Annotated in this window: 22 protein-coding genes and 1 riboswitch; of the genes, 3 read left to right on the plus strand and 19 right to left on the minus strand. The window is 51.6% G+C overall.

What is annotated here, in order from left to right:
- Positions 1-224 precede the first annotated feature (224 nt).
- Positions 225-602, minus strand: a complete 378-nt coding sequence (locus BM124_RS16665; protein WP_139217148.1) for a LysE family transporter — start codon at positions 600-602, stop codon at positions 225-227.
- 105 nt (positions 603-707) lie between these two features.
- Between BM124_RS16665 and BM124_RS16670 the strand changes: the two genes are divergently transcribed.
- On the plus strand, positions 708-887 hold the full coding sequence (locus BM124_RS16670) for a hypothetical protein (RefSeq protein WP_093339215.1): 180 nt from the start codon (positions 708-710) through the stop codon (positions 885-887).
- A gap of 36 nt (positions 888-923) precedes the next feature.
- Here BM124_RS16670 and BM124_RS16675 read toward each other — a convergent pair whose 3' ends face one another.
- The 12 genes from BM124_RS16675 to BM124_RS16725 all read right to left on the minus strand — a co-directional run bounded on the left by BM124_RS16675 (position 924) and on the right by BM124_RS16725 (position 15,705).
- Positions 924-1,976: a galactitol-1-phosphate 5-dehydrogenase gene (locus tag BM124_RS16675; protein ID WP_342028647.1), complete on the minus strand. Its 1,053-nt coding sequence runs from the start codon at positions 1,974-1,976 to the stop codon at positions 924-926.
- On the minus strand, positions 1,973-2,137 hold the full coding sequence (locus BM124_RS19065) for a hypothetical protein (RefSeq protein WP_170841197.1): 165 nt from the start codon (positions 2,135-2,137) through the stop codon (positions 1,973-1,975). Before BM124_RS19065 ends, BM124_RS16675 begins: the two co-directional genes overlap by 4 nt.
- Positions 2,134-3,189: a zinc-binding dehydrogenase gene (locus tag BM124_RS16680; protein WP_093339217.1), complete on the minus strand. Its 1,056-nt coding sequence runs from the start codon at positions 3,187-3,189 to the stop codon at positions 2,134-2,136. The genes BM124_RS19065 and BM124_RS16680 overlap by 4 nt, the downstream gene beginning before the upstream one ends.
- Positions 3,190-3,210: 21 nt before the next feature.
- Positions 3,211-4,473: a PTS galactitol transporter subunit IIC gene (locus BM124_RS16685; RefSeq protein ID WP_093339218.1), complete on the minus strand. Its 1,263-nt coding sequence runs from the start codon at positions 4,471-4,473 to the stop codon at positions 3,211-3,213.
- 115 nt (positions 4,474-4,588) lie between these two features.
- A complete protein-coding gene (locus BM124_RS16690) occupies positions 4,589-4,870 on the minus strand; it encodes a PTS sugar transporter subunit IIB (RefSeq protein ID WP_093339220.1) in 282 nt (93 codons plus the stop codon).
- Positions 4,867-5,355 carry a PTS sugar transporter subunit IIA gene (locus tag BM124_RS16695; protein WP_093339221.1) on the minus strand — a complete coding sequence of 163 codons (489 nt, stop codon included), beginning with the start codon at positions 5,353-5,355 and terminating at the stop codon, positions 4,867-4,869. The genes BM124_RS16690 and BM124_RS16695 overlap by 4 nt, the downstream gene beginning before the upstream one ends.
- 26 nt (positions 5,356-5,381) lie before the next feature.
- The gene (locus BM124_RS16700; RefSeq protein WP_093339223.1) at positions 5,382-7,433 is read right to left on the minus strand and encodes a BglG family transcription antiterminator; all 2,052 of its coding nucleotides are present in this window, start codon (positions 7,431-7,433) and stop codon (positions 5,382-5,384) included.
- A gap of 173 nt (positions 7,434-7,606) precedes the next feature.
- Complete coding sequence (locus tag BM124_RS16705) at positions 7,607-8,602, minus strand: Gfo/Idh/MocA family protein (RefSeq protein WP_093339225.1); 996 nt, start codon at positions 8,600-8,602, stop codon at positions 7,607-7,609.
- A 330-nt stretch (positions 8,603-8,932) separates the two neighbouring features.
- Entirely contained in the window at positions 8,933-10,654 is a 1,722-nt protein-coding gene (atzF, locus tag BM124_RS16710) for an allophanate hydrolase (protein ID WP_244504385.1), read from the minus strand.
- A gap of 14 nt (positions 10,655-10,668) precedes the next feature.
- Positions 10,669-14,304, minus strand: coding sequence for an urea carboxylase (uca, locus tag BM124_RS16715; protein ID WP_093339229.1), 3,636 nt, complete (start codon positions 14,302-14,304; stop codon positions 10,669-10,671).
- Between the two features lie 23 nt (positions 14,305-14,327).
- Positions 14,328-14,975 carry an urea amidolyase associated protein UAAP2 gene (locus tag BM124_RS16720; RefSeq protein ID WP_093339231.1) on the minus strand — a complete coding sequence of 216 codons (648 nt, stop codon included), beginning with the start codon at positions 14,973-14,975 and terminating at the stop codon, positions 14,328-14,330.
- A gap of 22 nt (positions 14,976-14,997) precedes the next feature.
- Positions 14,998-15,705: an urea amidolyase associated protein UAAP1 gene (locus BM124_RS16725; RefSeq protein WP_093339268.1), complete on the minus strand. Its 708-nt coding sequence runs from the start codon at positions 15,703-15,705 to the stop codon at positions 14,998-15,000.
- 55 nt (positions 15,706-15,760) lie between these two features.
- Positions 15,761-15,860, minus strand: a riboswitch (guanidine-I (ykkC/yxkD leader).
- Between the two features lie 329 nt (positions 15,861-16,189).
- On the opposite strand from BM124_RS16725, the gene BM124_RS16730 reads away from it, so the two are divergent.
- Positions 16,190-17,530, plus strand: a complete 1,341-nt coding sequence (locus BM124_RS16730) for an APC family permease (protein WP_093339233.1) — start codon at positions 16,190-16,192, stop codon at positions 17,528-17,530.
- Positions 17,531-17,609: 79 nt separating this feature from the next.
- Here the strand turns inward: BM124_RS16730 and BM124_RS16735 are convergent, their stop codons facing one another.
- Complete coding sequence (locus tag BM124_RS16735; protein WP_093339235.1) at positions 17,610-19,940, minus strand: CBM35 domain-containing protein; 2,331 nt, start codon at positions 19,938-19,940, stop codon at positions 17,610-17,612.
- Positions 19,941-20,160: 220 nt separating this feature from the next.
- Positions 20,161-20,643, minus strand: a complete 483-nt coding sequence (locus BM124_RS16740) for a metallophosphoesterase family protein (protein ID WP_093339236.1) — start codon at positions 20,641-20,643, stop codon at positions 20,161-20,163.
- 142 nt (positions 20,644-20,785) lie between these two features.
- On the opposite strand from BM124_RS16740, the gene BM124_RS16745 reads away from it, so the two are divergent.
- Positions 20,786-21,445, plus strand: coding sequence for a type 1 glutamine amidotransferase domain-containing protein (locus tag BM124_RS16745; RefSeq protein WP_093339238.1), 660 nt, complete (start codon positions 20,786-20,788; stop codon positions 21,443-21,445).
- Positions 21,446-21,516: 71 nt separating this feature from the next.
- On the opposite strand, the gene BM124_RS16750 is transcribed toward BM124_RS16745, so the two are convergent.
- The 4 genes from BM124_RS16750 to BM124_RS16765 all read right to left on the minus strand — a co-directional run bounded on the left by BM124_RS16750 (position 21,517) and on the right by BM124_RS16765 (position 25,326).
- Positions 21,517-22,254, minus strand: coding sequence for a hypothetical protein (locus tag BM124_RS16750; protein ID WP_093339240.1), 738 nt, complete (start codon positions 22,252-22,254; stop codon positions 21,517-21,519).
- Between the two features lie 14 nt (positions 22,255-22,268).
- Positions 22,269-23,087 carry a carbohydrate ABC transporter permease gene (locus BM124_RS16755; RefSeq protein ID WP_170841198.1) on the minus strand — a complete coding sequence of 273 codons (819 nt, stop codon included), beginning with the start codon at positions 23,085-23,087 and terminating at the stop codon, positions 22,269-22,271.
- Between the two features lie 13 nt (positions 23,088-23,100).
- On the minus strand, positions 23,101-23,976 hold the full coding sequence (locus BM124_RS16760) for a carbohydrate ABC transporter permease (protein WP_093339243.1): 876 nt from the start codon (positions 23,974-23,976) through the stop codon (positions 23,101-23,103).
- A gap of 63 nt (positions 23,977-24,039) precedes the next feature.
- Positions 24,040-25,326: an ABC transporter substrate-binding protein gene (locus tag BM124_RS16765; RefSeq protein WP_093339245.1), complete on the minus strand. Its 1,287-nt coding sequence runs from the start codon at positions 25,324-25,326 to the stop codon at positions 24,040-24,042.
- Position 25,327 lies beyond the last annotated feature (1 nt).

Raw genomic sequence — 25,327 nt, forward strand, 5'->3', positions numbered from 1 at the left:
ATATCCCGCACCGCCGAAGACTGCATGTGGTTGACCCGTTTTGCAAAACCGTATTTCATGAGCGTTAGCCCCTTTGTCTTGGATTATTACGCTCACTTATTATAACACAGCTGCCCGCCGAATCCGATACGAAGACAGAATGTTCAGCCATCCACTCTCTCAATACCCTCTGTGCTGTATGTTTGGGAAAAGAATTTACTTTTCATTTTCAATATACGTTGACTTTATAAGAACTGTTTAAGTTCCACAATAAATAAATATCCAAAATAGGCACTGAATCCAATGAACAGAACCCCAGCTGTAATAGAGGTCCATTTTATAAAAATCTGATTAACAAATTTGCGGGTGTAACTGACAATTCCCATTAAAAGCAGATCGTGAGTTAATATACCTACTAAAATCCCCGAAGCTACAAGAAAGAATTGAAATCCGCTAACCTGATTTATAGCTGCTGTTAAGGCGGTTCCAAATACACCTATCCAGAACACAATGTTCGATGGGGTCACAGCCATGACAAGGCCTCTAGTATAAGATTTAGTCAATGATTTTTTTGCTTCCGGTTCATTGTTCATGGATAAAGGTTGATTCACCTCTCTACTCACAATTCGATTAACACCTCTATTCTTTGTAAATTTTTCACCGTCATCATTTAAGTTTATGCCACTTCAGAATGATGATATAATCGGTGGACGGAGGTTGAGAATATTATGAGAAATAAGTATACTGTTATGTTTTTAATGTTGTTTGCTGCATCCATTGCTGGTGGTTCCGCACTGAATCAAGTGTTTGAGTATGCCATGCTTGTCGGAATGGGGGCAGGAGTGATTTTTCTCCTATGTTCGGCATATACTCTAGGCAAAAATGAAAAGAAGGCAGAGCCGCAGTAGTAAAACGCTGCGGCTCTGTCTTTTTTATGAAGTGGTTCAGCCATTCGGATGCAGGATGACTTTGCTGAACGGCTCTTCCTGGTTGATGATGTTTTCAAAAACGGCGGGCCCTTCCTCGAGAGGCAGGCGGTGCGAGATGACCGGTTCCATTTCGATCGTCCCATCTGCCAGTGCCGCGGCGGTTGCGCTCCATTCACGGCCGGGAAACGGGGCAGAGACGGCGTTCCAGCCGCCGAGAACACGGAGTTCATTGCGTACAATGCGTTCAAAGTAGTAGCGTTCAAACGTGATATCATTGTACGGAATGCCCATGTAGATGACATCGCCGCCTTTCTTCGGCAGGGCGAGCACCTGAACGGATGTGGCAGGAGAGCCGGCCGATTCGACGGCGGCGTCCACCCCTTCCCCGTTGTATGCAAGCAGCGCTTCTTCCACGTTCTGTTCTTTTGGATTCAGGCAGACGTCGGCGCCGAGACGGGCGGCGCGTTCGAGCTTGGACGGATCGATATCGATCGCATAGACGTTATCTGCCCCGAATTGTTTCGCCCACTGGATGCTGAGCAGCCCGATGTTGCCGCAGCCAAGCACGGCAGCTGCTGCGCCCGGTTCCAGAGCCGAGCGGTACAGGGCGTGCAGGGCGACCGCGGACGGCTCCATCAGCGCCGCTGCGTCCATCGTTACTCCTTCCGGTACCGGCACGACGTTGGCAGCGGGTAGTTTCGTCTGTTCGGCAAAAGCGCCCGGCCGGAATGCACCGAGCACGGTCAGCTCCCGGCACCGGGCCGGATTTCCTTTTTCGCATTCCCGGCACACTCCGCACGGAAAGGCGGGGCAGCCGGCCACCCGGTCGCCCGGCTTCACGTGGATGACGCCTGTTCCGGTCGCAAGCACCGTACCTGCGAATTCATGGCCGAACGTCATGCCCTTCACATACGGGCCGAGCTTGGCGTACCGGGACAAATCCGACCCGCAGATGCCGGCGGCCGCCACCTGGATCACGACGTCATCCGGCGCGGTCACTTCCGGCAGCGGCACCTCTTCCATCCGGAGGTCCTTCTGCCCGTGCAGCGTCAACGCCTTCATCGTCATGACGATGATTCCTCCGTGTTCCCGCGGCCGAATCGGCGCCGGAAGATACCGACGGATGCCGCTGCTACGAGAATGGTGTTAATCCACGTCTGGTTGGCCGTATACATATCTAGCACCGGATTCAACGGACCGAGCATCGTTTCCACCATCGATTGAATCATGTGTTATCCCCTCTTTCTTCCATATTGACAGGCGTTAAGGATACTTTGATTCCTCCGCCGTTTTTAATGGCATCATACGCCTCGTCCCACTGGGTAATATCGAATTCGTGGGTGATCAGGGCCTTTGTATCAACGGTTCCGCTTCGGATCAGTTCCAGGCTCGGTTCCCAGTCCGCCGCCTTCTGGCTGCGGGTGCCGGTCACCTGGATTTCTTTTTGAATGATATCGCTTGCATTCAGCAAGACTTTCTCCTCCGGAAAAATACCGACCTGGACGTACTGTCCTTTTTTCGTCAGCAGATCGAGCCCCATATTGGCCGCCGGTGGAGCGCCGGTGCATTCGAAAACAAGATCGGCGCCGTATCCGGACGTACGCTCCAAAACGATTTCTTTCACGTCCTCTGTTTCAATGTTGACCTGCTCATCGATGCCGAGTTCCTCTGCCTTGGCAAGCCTCGTCTTGTCGTGGCTGAGGCCGGTGATGATGACCGATGCACCTCTCGCCTGGAGCACCTGCGCGGTCAAGAGTCCGATCGGGCCGGGACCGAGAACGACCGCAGTGTCCCCTTTTCTTACCTCTGCTTTTTCCATCGCGTGGTACGCGCAGGCGAGCGGTTCGGTTAACGAGGCTGCTTCATAATCGACTTCCTCCGGCAGCATGTGGATGCTTTCTTTGCGTGCGATGACGTAATTTGTCCAGCCGCCGTCCTGTTTGGAGCCGAGGCCGATGCGGCGGGGACAAAGGTTGTAGTCCCCGCTTCTGCAGTACCGGCACTCCCCGCAAATATCGTATGTCGTCTCGGTGGTCACCCGGTCTCCCGGGCGGCATTCGGTGACATTCTTTCCCGTCTCCACCACTTTTCCGGAAAATTCGTGCCCGAGGATGACCGGTGTTTTTACGTTATAATGCCCTTCATAGGCATGCAGATCCGACCCGCAGACGCCGGCATATTTCACTTCGATTTTCACCTGGTCCGGTCCGGGAGCAGGTTCCAGTACGTCCTTTACGATGAGATGGCCGTACCCTTTTTGTTCTTTCACAAGCGCCTTCATCACGCGTCCCTCCTTTTTTCATTAATTAAAGAGCGAGAAGAATTTGTAGATGACGTAGTTGATCATGTTGCCGCCCTGGTCGAGACTCGAAATCAGACTCGTTCCTTCCGGCATATCAAACTGGGCTGCTTCACCCATCTGTGTATGAATCTGGGCGACATCGGTAGCCATGTAGAGCGTGAGCGCGATCATGACGGTGCCGACAATGACGGAGTGAATGATATTGCCCCGTGCGGCTCCGACAATAAAAGCGACGATGAATGGAATCGTGGCAAGGTCCCCGAACGGCAGTACACTGTTCCCCGGCAGCACAATCGCAAGGGCCACTGTAATCGGGACGAGGATGAGCGCCGTCGCGATAACCGCCGGATGGCCGATCGCGACCGCCGCGTCGAGGCCGATGTAGATGTCTTTCGCTCCGAATCTGCGCTGCAGCAGGTCACGCGCCGACTGCGATATCGGCATGAGCCCTTCCATCAGAATCTTCACCATCCGCGGCATCAACAGCATAACCGCCGCCATCGTAATCCCGATGTTGAATACTTCTCCGAACGGGTAACCGGCCAGAATACCAAGCGCGATACCAAGGAACAGTCCGATGAAAATTGATTCGCCGAAGACGCCGAAGCGTTTCTGGATCGTATCCGGATCAGCGTGGAGCTTCTTGATCCCCGGAATCCGCTGCACCAGCCATACGAGCGGGATGCCAAGCGGCGCGTACGAAGCTGTGCTTCCGGTTGCGACTGATACGCCAGGCAGATCGAACTCGCGCTCGAGAATCGGTGCCGTCCAGTCCGCGATCTTGAGACATGCGATTTCAAACAGAATCGCCGCAATCAGACCTTGAATGATGCTGCCGCTCATCACATAAACCATGCCTGCCATAAACGCGAAGTGCCAGAAGTTCCAGATATCTACGTTCATCGTTTTCGTTGTTTTTGTAACAAGCATGATAACGTTTACAAGAAGGGCCAGCGGAATAATAAACGCGGCGATTGGAATCCCCCAGGAAATCGTGGACGCTGCCGGCCAGCCGATATCAATGACGTTCAGTTCGACCCCGAGCCGCTCCACCATTGCCTCTGCCGCCGGCCCGAGATTATCGACGAGCAGTCCGACGACGAGGTTGATGCCGACAAACGCCACCCCGATCGTCAACCCGGAACGAAAGGCTTTGCCGGGTTTCTGACCGAATCCAATACCGATGATAAAAATGACAACAGGCAGAATAACCGTTGGACCAATATCCAAAAATGCCTGAAATCCATCTATAAGTCCCTGCACTATTGTTTCCCCCTTTATTTTTATTAATTTCCTTTTATAGTAATAAATGTATAATTGATAAATAAAAGGTCACCCCTCCCGGACGCCGGCCGTTCCGGGAGGTTTTATTTCTGTTTTACTGCTTCAGCGCATGCAAAATTTCCTGCTCTGTTTCTTCGGTACCGATACCGGTTAAAAATGCGCGGGCGTTGATGACCGGAAACGGATAATCCTTTTTCGTCACGGTTGTTGTCACAAGCAGATCAGCTGAATCTTCATATCCTGCGATTTCGGAAATTTTGCATTGAATGATTTCTGCTTCAATGTTGTGGTTCTCACACATGTTTTCAATGGCATCGTTCACCACCGTTGACGTGGCGATTCCTGTACCGCATGCCACAAGCACTCTTTTTTTCATCTCGTTTCACCTCCTTGCCGGGATAATGAGAGCGCATCTATCAGCGCCTCTTTCTGTTTCGTTTTGTCGTTCGTATTTTTGAAAAACGATAACTGCTGTTCATCCTGAAAAATAGCCATCAACTGCTGCAGCATCGACAGCTGCGAGTGCTCATCATCCATCGCCAGCATGAACACCAGCTCCACCGGCACCGTTTCGCTTTCTTCTCCCATAATGCCAAATGGAACAGGGGTGGCCAGCACGCCGATGCTGAGTGTTTTTTGGTGGACATGTTCTTTGTTCGTATGCGGAATCGCCACAGCCGGTCCTTTCGTCGGCAGACCGGTCGCGAACTCCTGCTCCCGGTTGATGACTGCCTGAATATAGCTTTCTTTTACCAAGCCGTGGTCGTACAGATTCAAAGCCATCGTTCGAAGCGCCTCGTCGGCGTCTGCTGCGTGCAAATCATTCAGTATCAACGTTTCATCGATGTATAAATCGCTCAAGGCCGGCACTCCTTCTGCTCATAGTCTTAGAATGCATACTGCTGCAGAATAGTTTGGATTTCTCCGGAAGATTCTGCATTCCTTACTTTTTCAATATCTTTCGGGGTTTGTGACAGTTTCATAATCTGACGAAGTGCCTGCAGGTGGTCATGTTTATCCATCGCGGCAATCACGAAAATGAACTGCACATCGTGGCTTTCATCAAACGCGACGCACTGATCCAGTTTCAACAGGCTCATCCCCACCTGCTGCACGCCGTATTCCGGGCTGGCATGGGGAATGGCAGTCTGGTTGCCGAGCATGAAATACGGATCCTCCTGCCCCTCGGCCAGCATCGCGTTTACGTAATCTTCTGTGATGCTTCCGTCTTCCACAAGCGGTCGGGCCGCGGCTTGAAGCGCTTCTGTCCAGTTTGGTGCTTCCCGCTGAATCCGGATGCGGTCCGTGGTAACCATTTCATATAACTGGGGTTTACGCTGGACGGCGGGATCAGCGGCAACCGCCCCCGCGTCCCTGTGCACGTATTTTTCAAGCTCCTGCTGCAGCGTGTCTTCATCAGTCACAGATGCGTGTCTGCGCACGATATCCATCATCGTTTCGACATTCAAGTGTTCCGGGGTATACCCATGAAGTTCCGACATCACCTGCCGCCGCAGCCGTTTTTTCTCATCAGATTCCAGCACTTTGCCTACCAGAAACAACGTCGCATTCGTTTTGACAAAAACCGGGGAAAAAACAATATCGTAGTCCAGTTCATATTCGCGGAAATCCCGGACGGACAACGCGTCCAGAAAAACGAGTTCCGGAAACAGATCCCGAAGTTCTCCGAACAGAAGCCTCGATACCGAGACCCCGTGCGGACAGACGACGAGCGCTTTGGTTTTGTCATGGATGCTTTCTCCCTGTCTCGTGAGCCAGCCGCCGATCAGCATCGTGATGTAGGTCGTTTCGCTGTCGGGCACCGGGTCGCCGATCAGCGACTCCAGCGGCCCGATGGACTGCTTCACCAGGTGGTGCAGCTCCTGAAATTCCTCACTCAGCCCAAGCTCCCATTCATTGATTTCGGTCAGCTTGTATTTCACCCGGTAATAGGCGGGTTTCGCGTGAAGCATCAACCGATGCAGAAGCTGTTCTTTATGGTGCAGGTGAATACACGAATACGTTTCAAACAACCGCACCATCTCCTCGAGCGCCTCCAAAAGATCCGGAATGGCATCCTCGGTGAGATCGTCCGCCCAGTAGACGTTTGCCGTCAGCAGATGAAGGGTGATAAAGAGACGCTCCTCCACCGGCACATCGGTCCGCCCTTCGAGAATTTTTTCCGTCGCTTTCCACTCTTTCGTATCCATCACTTCTTCATAATGAATATAAAACGGATCAATACAATAGCCCTGGTTCACCCGGCGCAGAAGCAGCGACAGCACATACGGCATCGACTCCATTTTCTCGTCGGTGAATTTCAGCTGCAGGCTGTGCTCAATGTCCTGAATCACATGCTGAAAAAACGTCACCTCTTTTTCGCGAATGTCGGTCATTTCCAGAAACCGCGTCCCGGCCCCGGCATGTTCCATAAGGCGGGCCACGGTGTGGAGCAGCACCTGCCGGACGGCGAATTCCTTTCCGTCCAGTTCATAGCCGGACCGCCTGGAATAGGCGACACTGACATCATAAGGCTCGAGCCGCTCCTGTACTTTTTTCAGGTCGTTTAAAACTGTGTTTTTGCTGACATCCAGCGCGCTGGTGAAATGAATCAGCGACAGGTCTTCCGTTTTGCCAAGAAGCAGCAGAAGCAGAATATCTTCTCTTTCTTTTTCTGAAAGAATGCTGTCTTCATAATGGTTCCCGGCTTCACTTTCAAACAGCGTGGAAGAAACGACCGGATCAATCAGGAACAGCCCCTGCTTCGTCCGCTCGATACGGGGCAGGTTTTTCGTCTTCAGCCAGCCGTTGATTTTGTCAAAACTGTATTTCAGCTGGCGCCGGTTGAGGTTGTATTTGGTCTCCAGATCTTTGCTTTTCAGACCGGGGTTGACAGCCAATTCATTCAACAGTTCACTACTCCGCTGGTCAAGCTGCATCGTCTTCCCCCTTTCCTAATATTCATTCTATCACCTGCCAACGGCTTAATGTATACGCTTTCATCCCAGTCTCTTGCGTGTTCGATTGTCACACACTGTGACGTGTAGCAAAGGAGGGAGGCGTTTCCCGGGACAAAAAAAAGACAGCAGAGCGTGTCTGCTGCCGGGGTGCGTTATGCTTTGGTTTCGTCTTCCTGATTGGTAATTTCGACGACCTGGCCGGTTTTGGCGGATTGGAGGGCGGCGGCGGTGATCTGCTGAGTTTTCAACGCGTCACTGTAGTCCGACTGGATTTCGGAGGGGTCGCCCGTTTTCAAGGCTTCGATGAAGGTTTCGTTTTCTTTTTCATATGGATCGTCGCGGTCGTTGTATTCTTCCGTGACGGTGCCGCTGTCGTGTTCGACGCGGTCGGGCTGCCAGCTTAAGATGCCGTCATCGGTATAGAAGGTGATGCCGATGTCGTGCACATGCGGGGGCAAAACGCACGTGTTGGAGAGATTGGCGATAATACCGTTTTCAAGCGTCAGCGTGACGGTCCCGACATCGGCGATGGAGACATGGTCCTCCCTTTTTTCAAGCACCGTGTTGGCAAATACCGCATACACCTGTTTCACTTCCCCGGCGGTAAACCGCAGCAGATCCACAAGATGAATCGTCTGTTCATTGAACTGCCCGCCCGATTTATCCTGATCGGCCCACCACGCCGTCTGCGGAATGCCGCTCATCCAGCGTCCGGTAATCATGCCGATCTCCTGCAGTTCGAGAAAGTTCTTCATCGTCTGCGTGTTCTGCTTGTAACGGAAATGGTAGCCGACCGAGGTAATGAGCGATTTTTCCTCGATCTGCCGGGCAAAATCCGCCGGCATGTCTGCTTCATTGCTCAGTGGTTTTTCGACAAAAAACGGAATACCGCGGTCGATGAGCTCCTGTTCAATCGAGCCGTGCGACATCGGAGGCACGCAGATGTAGGCGGCGTCCAGCTTTTCAGTGTCGAGCATTTCCGTCAGATCGCCGTAACCGGCGGCTTCGTAAGGCTTGGCCATCCGCTCCGCCTTTTCCTGACTCGTCCCGTAAAACGCCGCGATGTTCACGTCACGACGGTTGGACAGAATATCGGCGTGCTTCTTGCTGAAATTCCCGGTTCCCATGAATCCAATATTTATTGTCATGTCCAGTCTCCTTTTCGTGCTTTATTCTTATTCTACCACTTCTGCCCCTGTCCCTTCATCTCCTTTGTAGATTCGTGATTTTTTACGAAGCAGATGCTGCGGTGGTTATGGACATGTCAAGCGGAAGAATGTCCAGTCTATGCCGGTTGCGGACATGTTGGATGGAAAAGTGTCCAGTATCCTGAGGTTACAGACATTTTCACGGCCTTCGTTTCTATTTTTGTCCGTAATATCTGCGTTACAGCCATTTTTCCCACCAATGTGTCCGCAAAAACCCGGTACATGACAAAAAAGCAGCGGACCATGCTATCCGCTGCTCTCTTTCCATCTCTATTTCAACGCAGACGCCCAGCTTCCTGCGTCCGTGATATCTTCTGATACATGTTCTGCGTACCCTTCGCAGACAAAACCGGGTACTTGTTCTCCGCTCTCAAGCTCCACATTCCCGATAGCAAGCGGGGCAGGGATGCCCGTTGTGAACGAACCCAGCTGGTCCAGCGGTATCTCCCATACTTCCACGTGAATGGACGCACCGCCCTGCTGCTTTCGTACCAAGCCCGGTTTTGCCGGATTACCCGGCAGTTTCAGCATTTGATACACCGGAGCGGTCCGGTCTTCCCGGAGAAAAGAAGCACCGTGTTCTCTCATCTGGGATTCGAGCTCAAAACCGCGCATGTGAAGACCGCAAACCGCAATCGGCGCTGCTTGGCGCAGGTTCTTCTTTTCTTTTGGTACCGGTGTACCGCTGAACGCAGCTGCTGCACCGGCAGCCAGCCCTTCCTTATCCGATCTGCCGAAAATGGTTATACCAAACGGCAGGTCTTCCGCTGCGTTCCCTGCCGGCACGGCAACGGCACTCAGATCCAGCAGATTGCAGTGATTCGTGAAACGGCCCATATCGCTGTTCGTCTGAATCGGATTCCTGCGTACGTCTTCGCGGTACCAGGTGCCTCCGCATGTCGGCAGTACGAGCACGGCCTGGTCCAGAATCTGTGCGGCCTGCTTTTTCAACCGCTGCAGACGGTGCATGGCGTGAAACACAGAAGCCGCGTCATAGCTGGTTCCGGCACCGGAACGAAGCACATCTTCAGTTACAGGAAACGTACTCCCCGGGTTCGATTCCACAAAATCTCCAAGCGCTGCCCATCGTTCAGCAATCCACGGCCCGCCGTAAAGAATGGCGGCTGCTTCGGAAAACAGGGAGGTGTCGATATAGGATACAGGAACGCCGCTTTTCTTCCATTGTTCCACCGCCGTATTCCAGGCCTGGCGGTAGGCGTCGGCGAACGGTCCGTAGAATGCCGGCTCTTCCTCGGGAAGCAGTATCGTCTCCGGTGTTTCAAGCACCGGCGATTCCCATGCTTTCGACCAGGGATCTTCTGCTTCTTCACCGCGCACCGCCTGATCTACGACCAGTGCCTCCGAAAGCGTGTGGGCAAAGACGGTGACGCAGTCAAGGCTCTCGCACGCCGGAACGACACCTTTGACGGGCCAGGCTCCACAGTTTGGTTTCCAGCCGGTGATTCCATTTAAAGCCGCGGGAACCCGCCCGGATCCTGCCGTGTCGGTGCCGAGGGCAAACACAACCTGCCCTCGTCCGACAGCTGCCGCCGACCCGGCACTGGACCCGCCGCTGATCAATTCCGGACGCAGGCTGTTATGCGTGTCCCCGTAAGGACTCCGCGTACCGACAAGCCCCGTCGCAAATTGATCCAGATTGGTCTTGCCGACCGGCACCGCCCCGGCCCGGATCAAGCGCTCCACGACCTGTGCGTGTTCCTTAGGGGTATAAGCGTAATCCGGGCAGCCGGCGGTTGTTGTCATACCGGCAGCGTCTATATTGTCTTTGATGGCAAAAGGTACACCCCACAGCGGGAGCTCTTCCTGCCCTATCTCGTTAAGCTTATCGAGATACGGACGGATCCTTTCCATTTTCGGCGGCGTGATCCAGATATTTTTTTCTTCTTCAGTCTTTGCCTGTCTGACCAAGTTTTCCATGACTTCTTCCGGTGTTGTGCGGCCGTCCCGGTACGCGGTTTGAAGCGAATCCATCGTCCATGCCTCCATCAGACCGACACCCCGCTTTGCTGCGCTTCCTGCACGCCGGCAACCAATTGGCCGGCCTGAACTTCATCACCTGGTTCCACCTGCACCGACGTAATATAACCAGTGCACGGCGCGTGCTGCGGAAATTCCATTTTCATGCTTTCTTCTATGAGAATGGTTTCGCCTTCTTCGACGTACTGCCCCGGCCCGACAAGCACTTTCCAGACACTTCCCGGCATCGAGGTACGCGCAGCCGTTTCTCCTTCCGGCAGTTCCTCTTCCATCACCGAAGCACCGCTGTTTTCTTCGCCGATATGTTCGGCGATGCCGAGCTCTTTCCACCGTTCGCGTTCCGCGTTGAAAGCGGCCAGCTGATTTCCTCTGAACGTCCGGGCGCTGTCTTTAATGGATTCCTGAAATTCAAGATAATCCCCGAGTTTAAATGTCGTTTCTTCCATGTCCGCTTCAAACCGGCCGCGCAGAAAATCTTCCCGTAATTCATTCAATTCTTCGTGCGATACCGGGTAAAACTGAATCTGGTCAAAAAAGCGGAGCAGCCAAGGTTTGCCGGGTTCAAAACTTTCGGTGGACTGCAGTTTGTTCCACATCTGAATGGTGCGGCCGACAAACTGGTAGCCCCCGGGACCTTCCATGCCGTATACGCACATGTAAGATCCTCCGATCCCGACCGCGTTTTCCGGCGTCCACGTCCGGGCCGGGTTATATTTCGTTGTCACCAGCCGGTGGCGCGGATCGGTCGGAACGGCAAGCGGGGCACCGAGATACACATCACCCAGACCGAGCACAAGATAGTTCGCGTCAAAGACTATCTTTTTTACGTCTTCAATACTGTCAAGTCCATTGATACGGCGGATGAATTCGAGGTTATCCGGGCACCACGGGGCATCCGGACGGACATTCTGCTGGTAGCGCTCGGTGGCAAGCTGTACCGTCGGATCGTTCCATGAGAGCGGCAGCTTCACAATCCGCGACGGCACCTCGATCGACTCGAGCGGCGGCAGCTGTTCATCGATCCGGAGCACGATGGAGCCGGCTTCATGGACAGTCATCTCAAGAGGATTGATATGAATCTGCAGGGAACGCACGCCTGGTGTCATTTCAATAACGGGGATTGCCCCGTCTTTTTCCACCGCTTCCATAAGTACCTGAACCTGGAACCGGTACATTAAGTCGAGTGACATTTCACCGTACTCCACCAGAAGATATTCGTCACCGCTGCTGCGGACCGCAATCGGAAAACGACGTCCCGTTTCTTCATATATAAAGATCGGGTAATCGGCAGCTAATGTCTGCTCGGTTTCCGGAAGGCGGAGCGGTTCAAGGTTCTCATGGTCTCCGGACGCGGCGGCTTTCAGATTCTCTTCCTGGCGGCTCCGCATATCCTCGGCTTCCTCGATAGTCAACAGCTGAAACCGGACGGTATCCCCCGGATGAAGCTGTCCGATTTTCCAGAATTCCGCAGAGGCCGTCGTTACCGGGCAGACAAAGCCACCGAGACTGGGGCCGTCGGGGCCGAGCAGAATCGGCATATCCCCGGTGAGATCAAGTGTCCCGACCGCATAAGCATTATCATGAATATTGGATGGATGCAGCCCGGCTTCCCCGCCGTCTTCCCTCGTCCAGTTCGGCGCCGGGCCATTCAGACGTACACCGGTGCGGGAGCTGTTGAAATGAACATCCCAGTCGGTGCCGGTGAGCTGATCCAGATAATCCTGCTGCAGAAATTCCTCTGTGCAGTGAGGCCCCGGAATCACGCCGATCGTCCACGTATTTGATATACCGGGACGCACGGACTGCGGAACCGGTGCGGCATTTTCCGGCACTGATCCTTTCCGCACTCTCTGCACATCGCCCGGGCGAAGCTCCCGTCCGCCGTGGCCGCCGAAACCACCCAGGGTGAACGTAGCGGAACTGTCCAGAATTTTCGGCATATCAAGACCGCCTTCCAGAAGGAAATACGTCCGCATCCCTTCCGAAGCCTGTCCGAACGTAAGCACCTGATCTTTTTCCGCTTTTACCGGCTTATACAGCGGTACCGCTTCTCCGTCGAGCTCTGCTTTCATATCGGCACCAGTGAGACAGAAATACATGTTATCCCGGAAAAGGTAAGATCCGCCGCGCAGTGTCAACTCCAGACCTGCCGCATCACTGCCGTTTCCGAGAATGGCATTGCCGAACCGGAACGAGTACGGATCCATCGCTCCGCACGGCGGCACCCCGACATCCCAGTGCCCGGTACGTCCGGGCCAGTCCTGCACGGTCGTCTGCACTCCTGCCTCGATCACTTCAAGCGCCTGCTCCGGCGGCGCAAACTCTTTCAACAGCTGCGTGTACACATCACCACGTGCGACTTCATCATCATAAAGCAGCTGTTCCAGATACTGAAGATTCGTCGTTATGCCGTAAAAGCGGGTGTCGGAAAGAGCTTCCGCCAGATTCCGGCGCGCCTCATCGCGGCTGCTGCCGTGGACAATGACCTTTGCCAGCATCGGATCATACAACGTGGTGACAGAAACACCATCCTTCACCCACGTTTCATTGCGTGCATCGTCCGCCAGACGAACATGATCGACCGCGCCGGCACTCGGACGGAAATCATGCCGGCAGTCCTCGGCATACACCCGCGCCTGAATGCTGTGTCCCCGGGGTTCGGGAACAAGAGAGGACAGATGATGAAGTTCTCCGGCTGCCTCCTTCACCATCCATTCCACCAGGTCAATGCCAAGCACTTCCTCTGTTACTCCGTGCTCCACCTGCAGACGCGTATTTACTTCGAGAAAATAATAGGCTTCGGTATCCGGGTCATATAGAAATTCCACCGTGCCCGCGCTCCGATATCCGGCTTCAGCCGCAAGCCGCTCGGCGGCCGAAGCCATTCCCGTACGGACCGCTTCACGCAGGTTCGGGGCCGGTGATTCTTCGATGACTTTCTGGTTGCGGCGCTGAATCGAGCAGTCCCGTTCACCGAGGGCCGTGACTTCTCCGGCTGCATTGCCAAATATCTGCACTTCCACGTGCCGGGCTTTACCGATGTATTTTTCAAGAAACAGCCCGCCGTCGTTAAAGTTTGATTCAGCCAGATGTTTCACACTGTCATACGCTTCGTTGAGCGCTTCTTCGTCTTCACAGACACGCATTCCGATGCCGCCGCCTCCGGCCGTACTTTTCAAAATAACCGGATACCCGATGCGGGACGCTTCTTCTACCGCCTCCTGCCGGCCGGTGACCAGATCCGTTCCGGGAAGGAGGGGAACATCTGCGTTCTCTGCCATTTCCCTGGCGGAATGCTTCAATCCAAACACTTCCATCTGCTCCGGATCAGGACCAATGAATGTGATACCCTGCTCCGCGCAGGCTCTGGCAAAGTCTGCGTTCTCACTGAGAAATCCATACCCCGGATGGACAGCGTCGGCTCCGGTGTCGAGTGCGGTTTGTAGAATTTTTTCGGTATTCAGATAACTTTCCTGCGCCGGTCCCTCCCCGATCAATACCGCCTCATCCGCGTGATCGACATGGAGGCTGTCCTGGTCGGCTTTCGTATACACCGCTGTTGATGCAATCCCCATCCGCCGCAGCGTTCGCTCGATACGGACAGCGATGGCTCCGCGGTTGGCAATGAGTACTTTCCTGAACATAACAATCTCTCCTTATTCTTTATTTATTCGTCCCAGATCAGCACGCGGAGCGGTGTTGGATTAAACCCGCTGCACGGATTATTCAGCTGCGGGCAGTTGCTGATGAGCGCCATCGTACGGGTGCAGGCTTTCATTTCCACGTAATGTCCCGGACCGGAAATTCCATCGTCAAATTCCAGACCGCCTTCCGGGCTGAGCGGTACATTCATAAAGAAATTAAGATTCGGGGAAATATCCCGCTTGGTGCCAAAACCATTGGTGGCCAGCTGCATCATGAACGTGTCCCGGCAGTTGTGCATCGGCAGCCGGTCATGTGCATAACGGACGGTGTTGCTTTGGGCCGAACACGCGCCGCCGAGGGTGTCGTGGCGTCCGACTGTGTCCGCGGTCACTTCAAGCAGATCTTTTCCAGATTCGGCTTTCAGCACCGTACCGGTCGTGACGTATACATTCTGCTGGGCGTTGATGGTCTGAACGGCACTGTAGTGGTCCTCCGGATGATCCGCGTCAAAGAACAAGGTATCGGCTGCTTCATTGCCTTCCACATCCTCTATCCGGAACACCTGGCCTTCCCTGATTTCACGCATCCAGCCTTCGCCGGCGGGAATCCATTCTTCATACACGGCATCTTCTTTTCGGCGCGGGCTTTTAACTGTTGTTATGGTTGTCATGATTTCGTCCTCCTTCTATGATTTAGACCGTTAAGGCATGATAGTTCCATGTGTTTTCAAAGGCACGTTTGTTTTCCGGCCGGAAGGTCACGCAGTAATCCGTTTCATCCGGTGCCTGGGTATCAAACACTTCCAGTTTTACCGGGACAGACGGATACGACAGCCCGTGGTCCTGCGGGTTCGGGGTGTTGGAAAGAATCAGCAGAGTATCCATTTCCATGCGGAGGGTGACGCTGTCTCCTTCTTTTGCATGCCCCTTTTCAAACTGCATCGACCCGTCGGGAGCGGCGGCAATTTTCGAGAAAAAATTCACGTTCGGCACGATATCACGCATCGTCAAACCGTTTCGGACCAGTTCCTTGATGAAATTCTCGTCCCCGCTGCGGAGATAGTCATTCAATACTTCCTGAAAGCTCGTTTTTCCGAACTGCTCATCGACCTGGCCGCGGGATATAGAACCGCCGACGGGATCATGCCATCCGAGGGAGTCCTCCACGATACTGGAAAGGACTCTTCCGTTATCGCTCATTAATACATTTCCTTTTGTCAGCTTTGAAGTGTGCTGGGCCTTGAGAGTATCCGGCATGTTGTACCGGTCCGTCGTATTACGGCTGTTATACAGGAGAGCGGACAGATTCGCCCCGTCCCCAAGTGCCGTAAAGCGGACCGCTTTTCCTTTCGCAATCACATTCGACCATTTCGCTCCAGGTTCGAGTATCGTTTCAAACATGAAAACTCCTCCTTCAATTCCTTGATAATAAATAAAAGCCCGGGAGATTTTTGAAATCTCCCGGGCTTTTGTCCCTCCGTGTATACAGCTGCGGCTGTATGCTTTCTCTTGGACCAGGCCCGGCTTATGCCGGCGGAACCCTAGAAAGCTTTTCGTTTCCGGTGAACGGAAACCGTTATGCATTTGTTTTGCTGTTGTTGATTCATAGTCTAGCCGGGATCATTGTTTGTCTGCAATACTTACGTCATATTTCCTGACATGGTTTTTGTTTTGTTTTTCTTATTTTCTGAAAAACATTCCTTAATCTCTGCCGCTTTGGTATTTTTCAACTTTTAGAAATTTTATGTGTTAGATTCCTTTACACTTTTATTGAAATTCCAATCGTTTTTTCAACACAATAAACACCATCAAAAGCTGACAGCAGCTGTTATTGTTCAAAACATACGAATCATTATTTCAACATAATGAAAGGAGCTATCATGTCATGAATCAAAATGGACAATTACAAAAGACTTTAACCCTGCCGCAGGTTGTTTTTCTAGGTCTTGCATGGAACACACCGATGATATACTTTTCCGTGTTCGGCGTGGCTTACAGCGGATCCAATGGATTTCTGACGTCCGCCTACTTTCTCGCTGTCCTGGCCGTGCTCTTTACCGGAGCGAGTTACGCGGTGATGGCCAAAAAGATTCCCATTTCCGGATCGGCGTATACATTTGCCAAAAAAGCGATTCATCCGAATGTCGGCTTTCTCGTCGGATGGGTCCTGCTTTTAAACTATTTATTCGCCCCGATTATCGCTGCGATAACGTTTGGAACCTTTATGCACGCGGAATTTCCGGCCGTTCCATCGTTTGTATGGATTATTGGTCTGATCGTCCTACTTGCAGTGATTGCATCGGCCGGCGTCAATTCCTCCGCCAACATCAGCAGTTTTTTTGTTATGCTCCAGATCATCTTCATCATTGGATTCACGGCGTTTCTAGCCTACGCTCTTGCTACCGGCGGTGGTGCAGCCGCGCTTCTTTCACCGGCTCCCTTTCTGGATGTCGATCTGAACCTGTCCGTTGCTCTGGCCGGCGCTTCCGTGGTTGTGTTCTCTTTTCTCGGGTTTGATACGATGACCACCTTGTCCGAAGAAACCAAAAATGCCACCCGGACGATTCCCAAGGCTATCTTCATTATGATCGCGGTCGTCGGGGTGCTTCACGTCACGATGTCGTATTTTATTGAGCTTTCCTATCCCGGGTTCACGATCCAGAATCCCGATTCTGCCGCGCTTGAGCTGATGGGACTGGTCGGGGGAAGCGTGCTGCGGGCGCTCTTTATGACCGTTTTGATTGCCGCCATCTTTACCCAGGGACTGGCTTCTATCACCAGTGTTTCGCGTCTGATGTTTGTGATGGGGCGCGACGCTATTCTCCCGAAGAAGGTGTTCAGTTACGTGCATCCGCGTTTTCATACACCGGTACTTAACATCGGAATCGCCTCCGTGCTGTCCCTTGCAGCTATTTTCATTACCGTCGATGATGCCATCCGCTTTGTGAATTTCGGTGCATTAAGTGCGTTCTTTTTCGTCAATCTTTGTGTGATCAGCCTTTATTTTAAAAACGGCAGTCCGAAAACGATCCGCTCCACCATCACCAATCTGATATCTCCTTTTATCGGAGCCGGTTTTATTATCTGGCTGATCGCGCTGCTCGATGTGCCGACTTTAATAGGCGGTGCCATCTGGATAGCCGGCGGCGGCCTTTATCTTCTGTATCTGACAAGCGCATTCCAGCGTCCGCTGCCCGACTACAACGCAGAGCAAAAAACAGCATAAATTATTATACTATTAAAACAAGTCACGTAAAGGAACTGCCCCGCATAGCACAGGGCAGCTCCTTTTACGTGTTTTCTTCTTACCGCGTCATCTGTTCTGCATCCCTCAGTAATGAATCAGCGGCTTTTCTGGAAATATGCTTTTCCCGCTGCGCGTGAAGATGATTCATGAAAGGCTGCAGGTTATCTTGTTTCAGTTTCGCCTGTAAGCTGTCTGCTATTCCTTTGTTGTTTATCAAACCTTCGTCCGCAAATGTCGTTACATCCCGGCGGAGGGTATCGAGGGTGATGGATTTGGTGAGGGAGATATAGTCTAGTTCGGCATAGTTGCTCCCCTTTTCGAACGTGATTGTATTATCCCCTTCGTTTAACTCAATCTCGGTCGTTTCCAGGTTTCTTGTACCGAAATTGGGAACATCACTCATCCATCCACCCGAGTTCTCGTACGTTATCTCCGACGTCTGCCCGCCGTTCACCGAAAGAGAATGGGTGCTCTCGGCATCTGTTCCGTCCGCATAGCCGATTTCCATCGTGTACGCGCCGCCCGCCAGCACTTCGACATCAAAGGTCACGCTGCTGTTATCATAATCAATATTGCCGACGAACGCTCCATCTGAGGCATAGCTGGAATCATGTGTAACAGCATTTTCTATCGCAGCATCTTCTGCTTCCGCGCGGAGTTGAAATGGTCCTTTAGGCTTCATGCCAACCTGAAGGTAATCGACGTCCACCGCTCCGTCCGCGGCTAGACGTATGGTGTTGGTGCCGGCATCTAAATGAGCTGTCGTCCGGTACGTCTCGTAGCTGGAAGACCCTGTTTCCGAAAAAACCACATCCCGGGTGTCTCCATTTATCTTCAGCTGCTGGTTTCCGTTGTCCGTCGTTACATTGGCGTACCGCAGCGCTATGTCATACTCTCCATCTTCCGGAGCGTTCACTTGAAAATCCAGGCTGTCATCCTGCAGTCCCACGTATTTGTTGTTGGACACATGGGCATCAGCATCGGAGACCTGATCCGGATGTCCAGCGGCATGTTCTGCTTCATAGCGTGACATACCGTCTCCAGAGGCGGTGATGGTCAAGTTGTAACCGGATGACTTTTCCATATCCGTCACCGGAATGGTCAGGCTGTCATCGGTGATCGTAAATTCTCCCTCAAACACGGTCGCCGGTTCGCTTAACGGCGTGTCTACTCCGTGCCACGACGCTTCTTCCACCTTCACGTGTGCGGTATCATCCAGAAAAGCAGCCTCATCCAATCCGTCGATGGAAAGCACGCCGTCTCCATTATGACCGCCGAAGATTCCTTTTATTTCTTCTTTGTCCGGACTGATACTCACCACCCCGTCGAGTCCAGCTGCGTCTGTGGCGGCAGGTTCTGTCATCACCATGTTTCCTGACATGTCACCGTACCATTTGTACGTCCACCATGCACCGTTTGGTTCCATGTCACTCGTTAATAAATTACTGAGACGTCCCGGTCTGTACCAAAAAGCCAGGTTGGCCGTATCCACACCGGCTCTTTCAAATGGTGCGATGTACTGGATCATCGCACCCGGCACCGCCTGCTCGGACTGGACACCGTACTCATTTATACTAATGCGGAGCGGCTCAATACCAAGTTCTTTCTCAAGCGCCCTGTAGTTCTCTACGTGCGATTCAATCGCCCATGGCGCCGGGCCGTTTTCATGATTGCCTTCCGGATTCCCTAGCTCATGCCAGCTCATAATATCGGGAAGCGTATTCGTATCTCTTGCGTGAATTAAAAATTCCCGGAGCAGCGATTCATTATACTGGGTGAAACTGGGGCCGATAATGTCTGTTTCTGTGTCCATTTCTTTTATCAGATTGTATGTCCGTTCCCAGCCTTCCAAAAAAGGTCCCGCCGCTTCTTCATCCCACGTCCATTCCGGTTCATTCCATATTTCGTATCCATAGATATTGTCTGATCCCGATTCCTTTGTGTCCTGAACAATTTCTCTCACCTTCGTCTCCCAGTCACTCCATCCTTCCCATTGATACGGAAAATCCGGGTAGATATCAGGCATCCGGATCGTCACAGATGCTCCGGCCTCTTCCGCCATTGGCGCTACTTCCAGGGAATCCCCCAGCACCCTTGTTTCTCCGTTTGGAAAATGAGTGCCTCCCGGGGCCATCTGTGTAAACATTTTAGGCTTTGTCGGATTGACGAGTTCCTGCGGCGGATATCCTGCTTCGCCCAGCCCGTAAAGAGCACCCGACGCCACCTGGGTGACCGGCCGGTATTCATTCCCGACATCCACCTGCAGTGTCTCTACTTTACCGCTCCCGTTCTCCTCTGCCTGTACGTCGCCGGAATGCGCCGGAACGCCTGCACCGGTACCGGCCACAATGAAAAATCCCACAGCCGCCAACCTCAGCTTTTCCTTCATCCACTATTCCTCCCTTATGAAAATAGAATGGTAAAGACCCAATCTTCCAGATAAAAAACCTGTCCCCTGTGTTCTTACATTGTTTGTAAGCGCAACCATTTTTGTCGTTAAAAAAATGTCATGGTTCCGCCGTTACTTAAAGGTTACCATTCTATATCGATGAAATCGGTAGCTGGAACAGAAGAATAGGTGGAACATTCTTACTTTATTTCATAACCTGTCACAAAAAAACATGGGAAGCTTCTATGGTGTCTTCGAGATGGAGGATGCCGAAGGAGCAGTACGGCGCTCTGCGCCGGTATAAGAGGGATCCCGGGTTAAACAGCAGCGTTTTGCCGCTGTACCGCAGCAGCGGCAGGTGGGAATGGCCGAAAACGAGAATATCAGGCGGATCCTGAAACGCTTCAAGCGCGCGCTGTTCGGTTGTTTTTTTCTCCCCGTGGCCGTGGACGACACCGACCGCCCAGCCGTTGATGTCGAGCAGCTGTTTTTGAGGTGCGAGGTCCCGGATGTCTTCACCGTCCACATTGCCTTGTACAGCGGTCATCAGGGCGTACCGCTCCAATGTATGCAGAACTTCTGGAATCTGCACGTCTCCAGTATGAATAATATGGCCGCTGTCCCCAAGCTCCCGCAGGAGCCTGTCCGGAAGCGGTTTGTCCGTTTTTTTGATATGGGTATCCCCAAGAACAACAATTTTCACCGGAAACACTCCTTTCCTATGTTTACCGCCGCCCCAAAAGAGGAATGACTGGAGTGGACGCCGGTCCGTGAGCAGTATTTTTTACGCGGGGTGGAAATTCATTATAAGATGTACCCGCACATTCATAAAGGAGGTCGATTGCATGGCAGATAAAAAAGTACTGATGGTCGTGACGAACCACACCACCATCTCCGACGATCACAAAACAGGATTATGGCTCGAAGAATTTGCTGTACCTTACAACGTATTTAAAGAACAGGGATACGATGTGAAAGTAACAAGCATTGAAGGCGGCGAAGTTCCGCTTGATCCAAACAGCATCGAAGACCGTGCAGAATGGAAAGAAGCAGAAGGTATTCTGAAAAACACCGTCAAGCTGAGTGAAGAAGACAAACACGGCTATGACGCTATCTTCCTTCCAGGCGGCCACGGCACGATGTTCGACTTCCCGGACAGTGACGTTCTGCAGAATGTTCTGCAGCATTTCGCGGAAGAAAACAACGTCATCAGCGCCGTCTGCCACGGTCCGGCTGGTCTGGTGAACGCCACCTACGCCGACGGCACACCGGTTGTGAAAAACAAACGCATGGCAGCATTCACCGATGATGAAGAAATCGAAATGCAGCTGGATGCGCACATGCCGTTCATGCTCGAATCCAAGCTCCGCGAAAAAGGCGCCAACATCGAACGCGGCGAAAGCTGGAGCGATTTCTCCGTTGTAGACGGCAAGCTCGTCACCGGCCAGAATCCGCAATCCAGTAAAAGCACCGCCGAAAAAGTCGTCGAAACCCTCGAAGCCTAAAACATTTTCTTTTTACGAACGAACCATATATGAGTTGAAATCGAAAAATGTTGAATAAAAAAAGGGTCCGATTATCCTGCATGGATAATCGGATCTTTTTTATGAGATGACAATGCGTTTATTGATGAAACGGCGGGGTCCCGGCGGTGAACGTTTCCAAGTTTAACATCAGCAGAGTTAATTTGAACTTTTTCCATATTTTTAACCATTTCTCTATCAAGTTTTATGACAAAGGTTTTTGGTATTCCCATTTCTAAACAAGGTGTATTATTTTCTTCCAGTGTTATATCTATAACATTATCATCAGGATTAGATTCAATATTTTCTATTTCTTTTGTACAGTTTTTTGATTCAATTGTTGCTATAAAGATAACAGCATATTCTTCCCAATCTACATTTGAAGCGGTGTTCCTAAAATCAAACTGATTCCATCTGTTTTCGAAATCATTTTGATGAAACACTGGGTAATATTCAGCATCTTCAGCCCCGTGAGTGCTACTCTCGGCTATCAGCTCCCCATTATCGAAATTGGCGCACGAAGCTATCAGTACAAAAGGGGCTGATGCCAATACTATTAACGAAAATTTTATCAACTTCTGCTTGTGCTTGGTATTCAATGTTATTGTCATCCGTTCTCTTGTCATAATGGAATGCTCAAGGCTGGCTTTGTTCATTTCCTTTTTGTTTGATAATTCAACTATAACAAACGAACCGCTTTTTGTTTCTTTCGTTTCGAAAAAAATGCAAAAAATAAGGGCGCGGCTGTCAACAGACTGATCAGAAGCCGCGCCCTTATTTTCTGTATTCACCCCGGTATCGTATGTTATTCTTTCACCGCTCCGGCAGTCAGGCCGCTGATGATATAACGCTGGAGCACGACGGATATGAGAACAATGGGAATCGTTGCGATCACGGCGGCGGCTGTCATCTGTCCCCAATCGAGGGAATGGACGCCCTGGAACTGCGAAATTGCCACTGGTACGGTTCTCGCCGATTCGGACGATGTGAAAATCAAAGCAAACAGGAATTCATTCCACGCGAGCGTAAACGCAATGATGCCCACCGTCAAAATGCTGGGGATGGAAAGCGGCAGAAATATTTTGACAATCATCCGGAACACCCCGCACCCATCCATAATCGCCACCTCTTCAATCGACGGGTGAATCGTCCGGAAAAATCCGGTCAAAATCCATACGACAAGCGGAGTGAAATAGGCAACATACGGCAGAATCAGCGCAAAGTACGTATCAATGGCGCCGATGCTGCGCAGGAAGTCAAACAACGGACTGATAATAAATATCCCCGGAAAAATCGTAATAAACAAAACCAGCATAAACAGCGGGTTTCGGAAGCGGAAACATAGTCTTGCAAACGAATAAGCAGCCGGCACGCCTATCAGCAGGCAGACTATCGACGTCACCCCGGATACGACAAAACTGTTCCAGATATTCGACAAAAATCCGCTCTCCAGAATAACCTGCACGTAATTATCTATAATGAAGGGATCCGGAAAAATCCCCGCGTCAAAAATCTGGTTTTGCGATTTGAATGACGTCAGAACCGTCCATACATACGGAACAAGATTAACGAGCACGATGAGAATAAAAAATATCCAGAATAACGGTCCTAATTTCCTGTTCATATTTCCCCTCCTTTCAGGCATCCATATTTTTGCTCATGCCCCGGACATAAAATGCTATCAATATGCCGACAACAATGACTCCGATAACGGCCATCGCTCCACCTAAACCGAAGTCCAAATATTGAAAAAACACTTTGTAGTTATACAGGGTGAAAATTTCCGTCGCTTCTCCCGGTCCGCCGCCGGTCATCACGTACACGATATCTATCACATTGATCGTCTGCAGCGTCGTAAAGATAAGTCCCAGCATGATAAACGGTTTAATCAGCGGCAGGGTAATATGAAAATACTTCTGCCATGCATTCGAACCATCCATATCCGCGCTTTCATATAAATCTTTGGATATCGTCTGCAGCCCTGATATAACGATCAACGTTAACAAGGGAGTGGTTTTCCATATATTTGTCGTTACGACACTGAGCATGGCAAGGTTATCCGACACGAGCCATGGAATATTCCGCTCAATAAGACCGATACCAGATAACACTTGGTTTATAATGCCAAAATCCGCGTCATACATGAACTTCCACGCCTGAGCCGCCACAACCGGAGCCACTGCCCAGGGCAGCAGGATCGAAGCACGAAACAGCGACCGCCCTTTAAACGACTGATTCGCCAGCTGTGACGTGATCAGAGCAAGTATTAACATGCCGCCCACGCTGCCGAGAATATAAATGAGGCTTGTTACAATCGAGGAACGGAATCTCTCACTCTGAAACAGCGAGATATAGTTTTCCAGTCCGACAAAGCCTCTGTCCGCATTTGGATCAGACAGCTGATACGACTGAAAACTGTAGGTCAGCGTTGTCAAAAGTGGTATAAACACAATAACGATAATCATGACGAACATAGGTATCAACAATACATAAGGTAAATACTTATACCGCATGTGACAGCCCCCTTTCCCGCCGAATGCCGGACATCCGGCGGTTTATTTTTTTCTTCCGACTGCTTAGTTCAACTCTTTCAGTTCCGATGCCAGGGCATCCAATGCTTCCTGCGGGGACACGTCTCCATTCAATGCTTCGTGAATATGAGACTGCGCGATATCGGACACCTGGGCATACTGCGGGTGGGTTGGTCTGGTTGAAGCATGCTCAAACACCGTCAGATATTCTTCAAGATAGGGATTGGCTTCCAGAACTTCTTCATCTTCATAAAGATCAAGGTGGGTGCCGACCTGGCCGCCTCCGAGTAATACTTTTTTCTGGTTTTCAAAAGAGGTGAACCATTCTATAACCTGCCACGCTTCTTCAGCGTGCTCGGTGTGCTTGGCAATCGCGAAGTTCCATCCTCCTACGGCGTTGGCTTTTTGTCCGCCTTCAAAACCAGGATTGCTCGCGACCCATGTTTTATCTTTCACGGGAGAATCATCGGCCTGATTCACGCTGTATACATACCCCCAGTTCGGGTGGAAGACGGATTGCCCCTGCGTAAACGGAATCCGGGCGTCATCCGGCGTGGAATTGCCTATTGCGGACGGGGAAACGACTTCGTACTCTTCAATCATGTCCACCATAAACTGCAGGGCTTCCACCGCTTCCGGACTGTTTATCGTGACGTTCCCCTGCTCATCAAAGAAGCTGCCGCCCTTCGAGTGAAGGAATTCGGTAAAACTCACAATCAGCTGCTCGGAACGTCCCCAGTGCATGGAGAATCCCTGCATTCCTTCTTCTTCCTGAATCAATTGAGCGGTTTCCACTGCTTCGGTATACGTTTCCGGCACATCACGATTGTATTTTTCCAACAAGTCCTGTCTGTACCATAGAGGATGAAGATCATTAAACCAGGGGACCGCCCAGATGTTACCATCGTATTTCATCGCTTCCACCTGACGCTCGATATAATTGGACTGCATGTCTTCGGTGAACAATTCATCGAGCGGTTTCAGCCAGCCTGCTTCGGCGAATTCCGCCACCCATACGACGTCCAGGTTCACAATGTCCAGATTGTCGGACTTGGCTGTCAGCTGCGTCACGGTTTGGTCGTGCATTTCCGACGCGTTATTCGACATTTCCACGTATTCCACCTGGATATCGTCATGTTGTTCGTTGAACCGCTGCCTGGCTTCTTCCATCATGCCGTTCGGATCGCTTTCCAATTTCGCCATATGAAGCGTCACGGCGTCACTGCTGTTTTCTCCTCCTTCACTTCCCCCGTCGTTTCCAGCACCTGAAGAACATGCTCCTGCCACCAACACTACAGCAAGAAAGATAACAACCATTTTCATTGTACGCATG

Source organism: Salibacterium halotolerans (assembly GCF_900115625.1).
Lineage (GTDB): Bacteria > Bacillota > Bacilli > Bacillales > Marinococcaceae > Salibacterium > Salibacterium halotolerans.

Coding starts and splice junctions, on each gene's coding strand:
- BM124_RS16670 (WP_093339215.1), top strand. CDS start 708: ATGAGAAATAAGTATACTGTTATGTTTTTAATGTTGTTTGCTGCATCC.
- BM124_RS16675 (WP_342028647.1), bottom strand. CDS start 1,976: ATGACGATGAAGGCGTTGACGCTGCACGGGCAGAAGGACCTCCGGATG.
- BM124_RS19065 (WP_170841197.1), bottom strand. CDS start 2,137: ATGATTCAATCGATGGTGGAAACGATGCTCGGTCCGTTGAATCCGGTG.
- BM124_RS16680 (WP_093339217.1), bottom strand. CDS start 3,189: ATGAAGGCGCTTGTGAAAGAACAAAAAGGGTACGGCCATCTCATCGTA.
- BM124_RS16690 (WP_093339220.1), bottom strand. CDS start 4,870: ATGAAAAAAAGAGTGCTTGTGGCATGCGGTACAGGAATCGCCACGTCA.
- BM124_RS16700 (WP_093339223.1), bottom strand. CDS start 7,433: ATGCAGCTTGACCAGCGGAGTAGTGAACTGTTGAATGAATTGGCTGTC.
- BM124_RS16705 (WP_093339225.1), bottom strand. CDS start 8,602: ATGACAATAAATATTGGATTCATGGGAACCGGGAATTTCAGCAAGAAG.
- atzF (WP_244504385.1), bottom strand. CDS start 10,654: ATGGATTCGCTTCAAACCGCGTACCGGGACGGCCGCACAACACCGGAA.
- uca (WP_093339229.1), bottom strand. CDS start 14,304: ATGTTCAGGAAAGTACTCATTGCCAACCGCGGAGCCATCGCTGTCCGT.
- BM124_RS16720 (WP_093339231.1), bottom strand. CDS start 14,975: ATGACAACCATAACAACAGTTAAAAGCCCGCGCCGAAAAGAAGATGCC.
- BM124_RS16725 (WP_093339268.1), bottom strand. CDS start 15,705: ATGTTTGAAACGATACTCGAACCTGGAGCGAAATGGTCGAATGTGATT.
- BM124_RS16730 (WP_093339233.1), top strand. CDS start 16,190: ATGAATCAAAATGGACAATTACAAAAGACTTTAACCCTGCCGCAGGTT.
- BM124_RS16735 (WP_093339235.1), bottom strand. CDS start 19,940: ATGAAGGAAAAGCTGAGGTTGGCGGCTGTGGGATTTTTCATTGTGGCC.
- BM124_RS16745 (WP_093339238.1), top strand. CDS start 20,786: ATGGCAGATAAAAAAGTACTGATGGTCGTGACGAACCACACCACCATC.
- BM124_RS16755 (WP_170841198.1), bottom strand. CDS start 23,087: ATGAACAGGAAATTAGGACCGTTATTCTGGATATTTTTTATTCTCATC.
- BM124_RS16760 (WP_093339243.1), bottom strand. CDS start 23,976: ATGCGGTATAAGTATTTACCTTATGTATTGTTGATACCTATGTTCGTC.
- BM124_RS16765 (WP_093339245.1), bottom strand. CDS start 25,326: ATGCGTACAATGAAAATGGTTGTTATCTTTCTTGCTGTAGTGTTGGTG.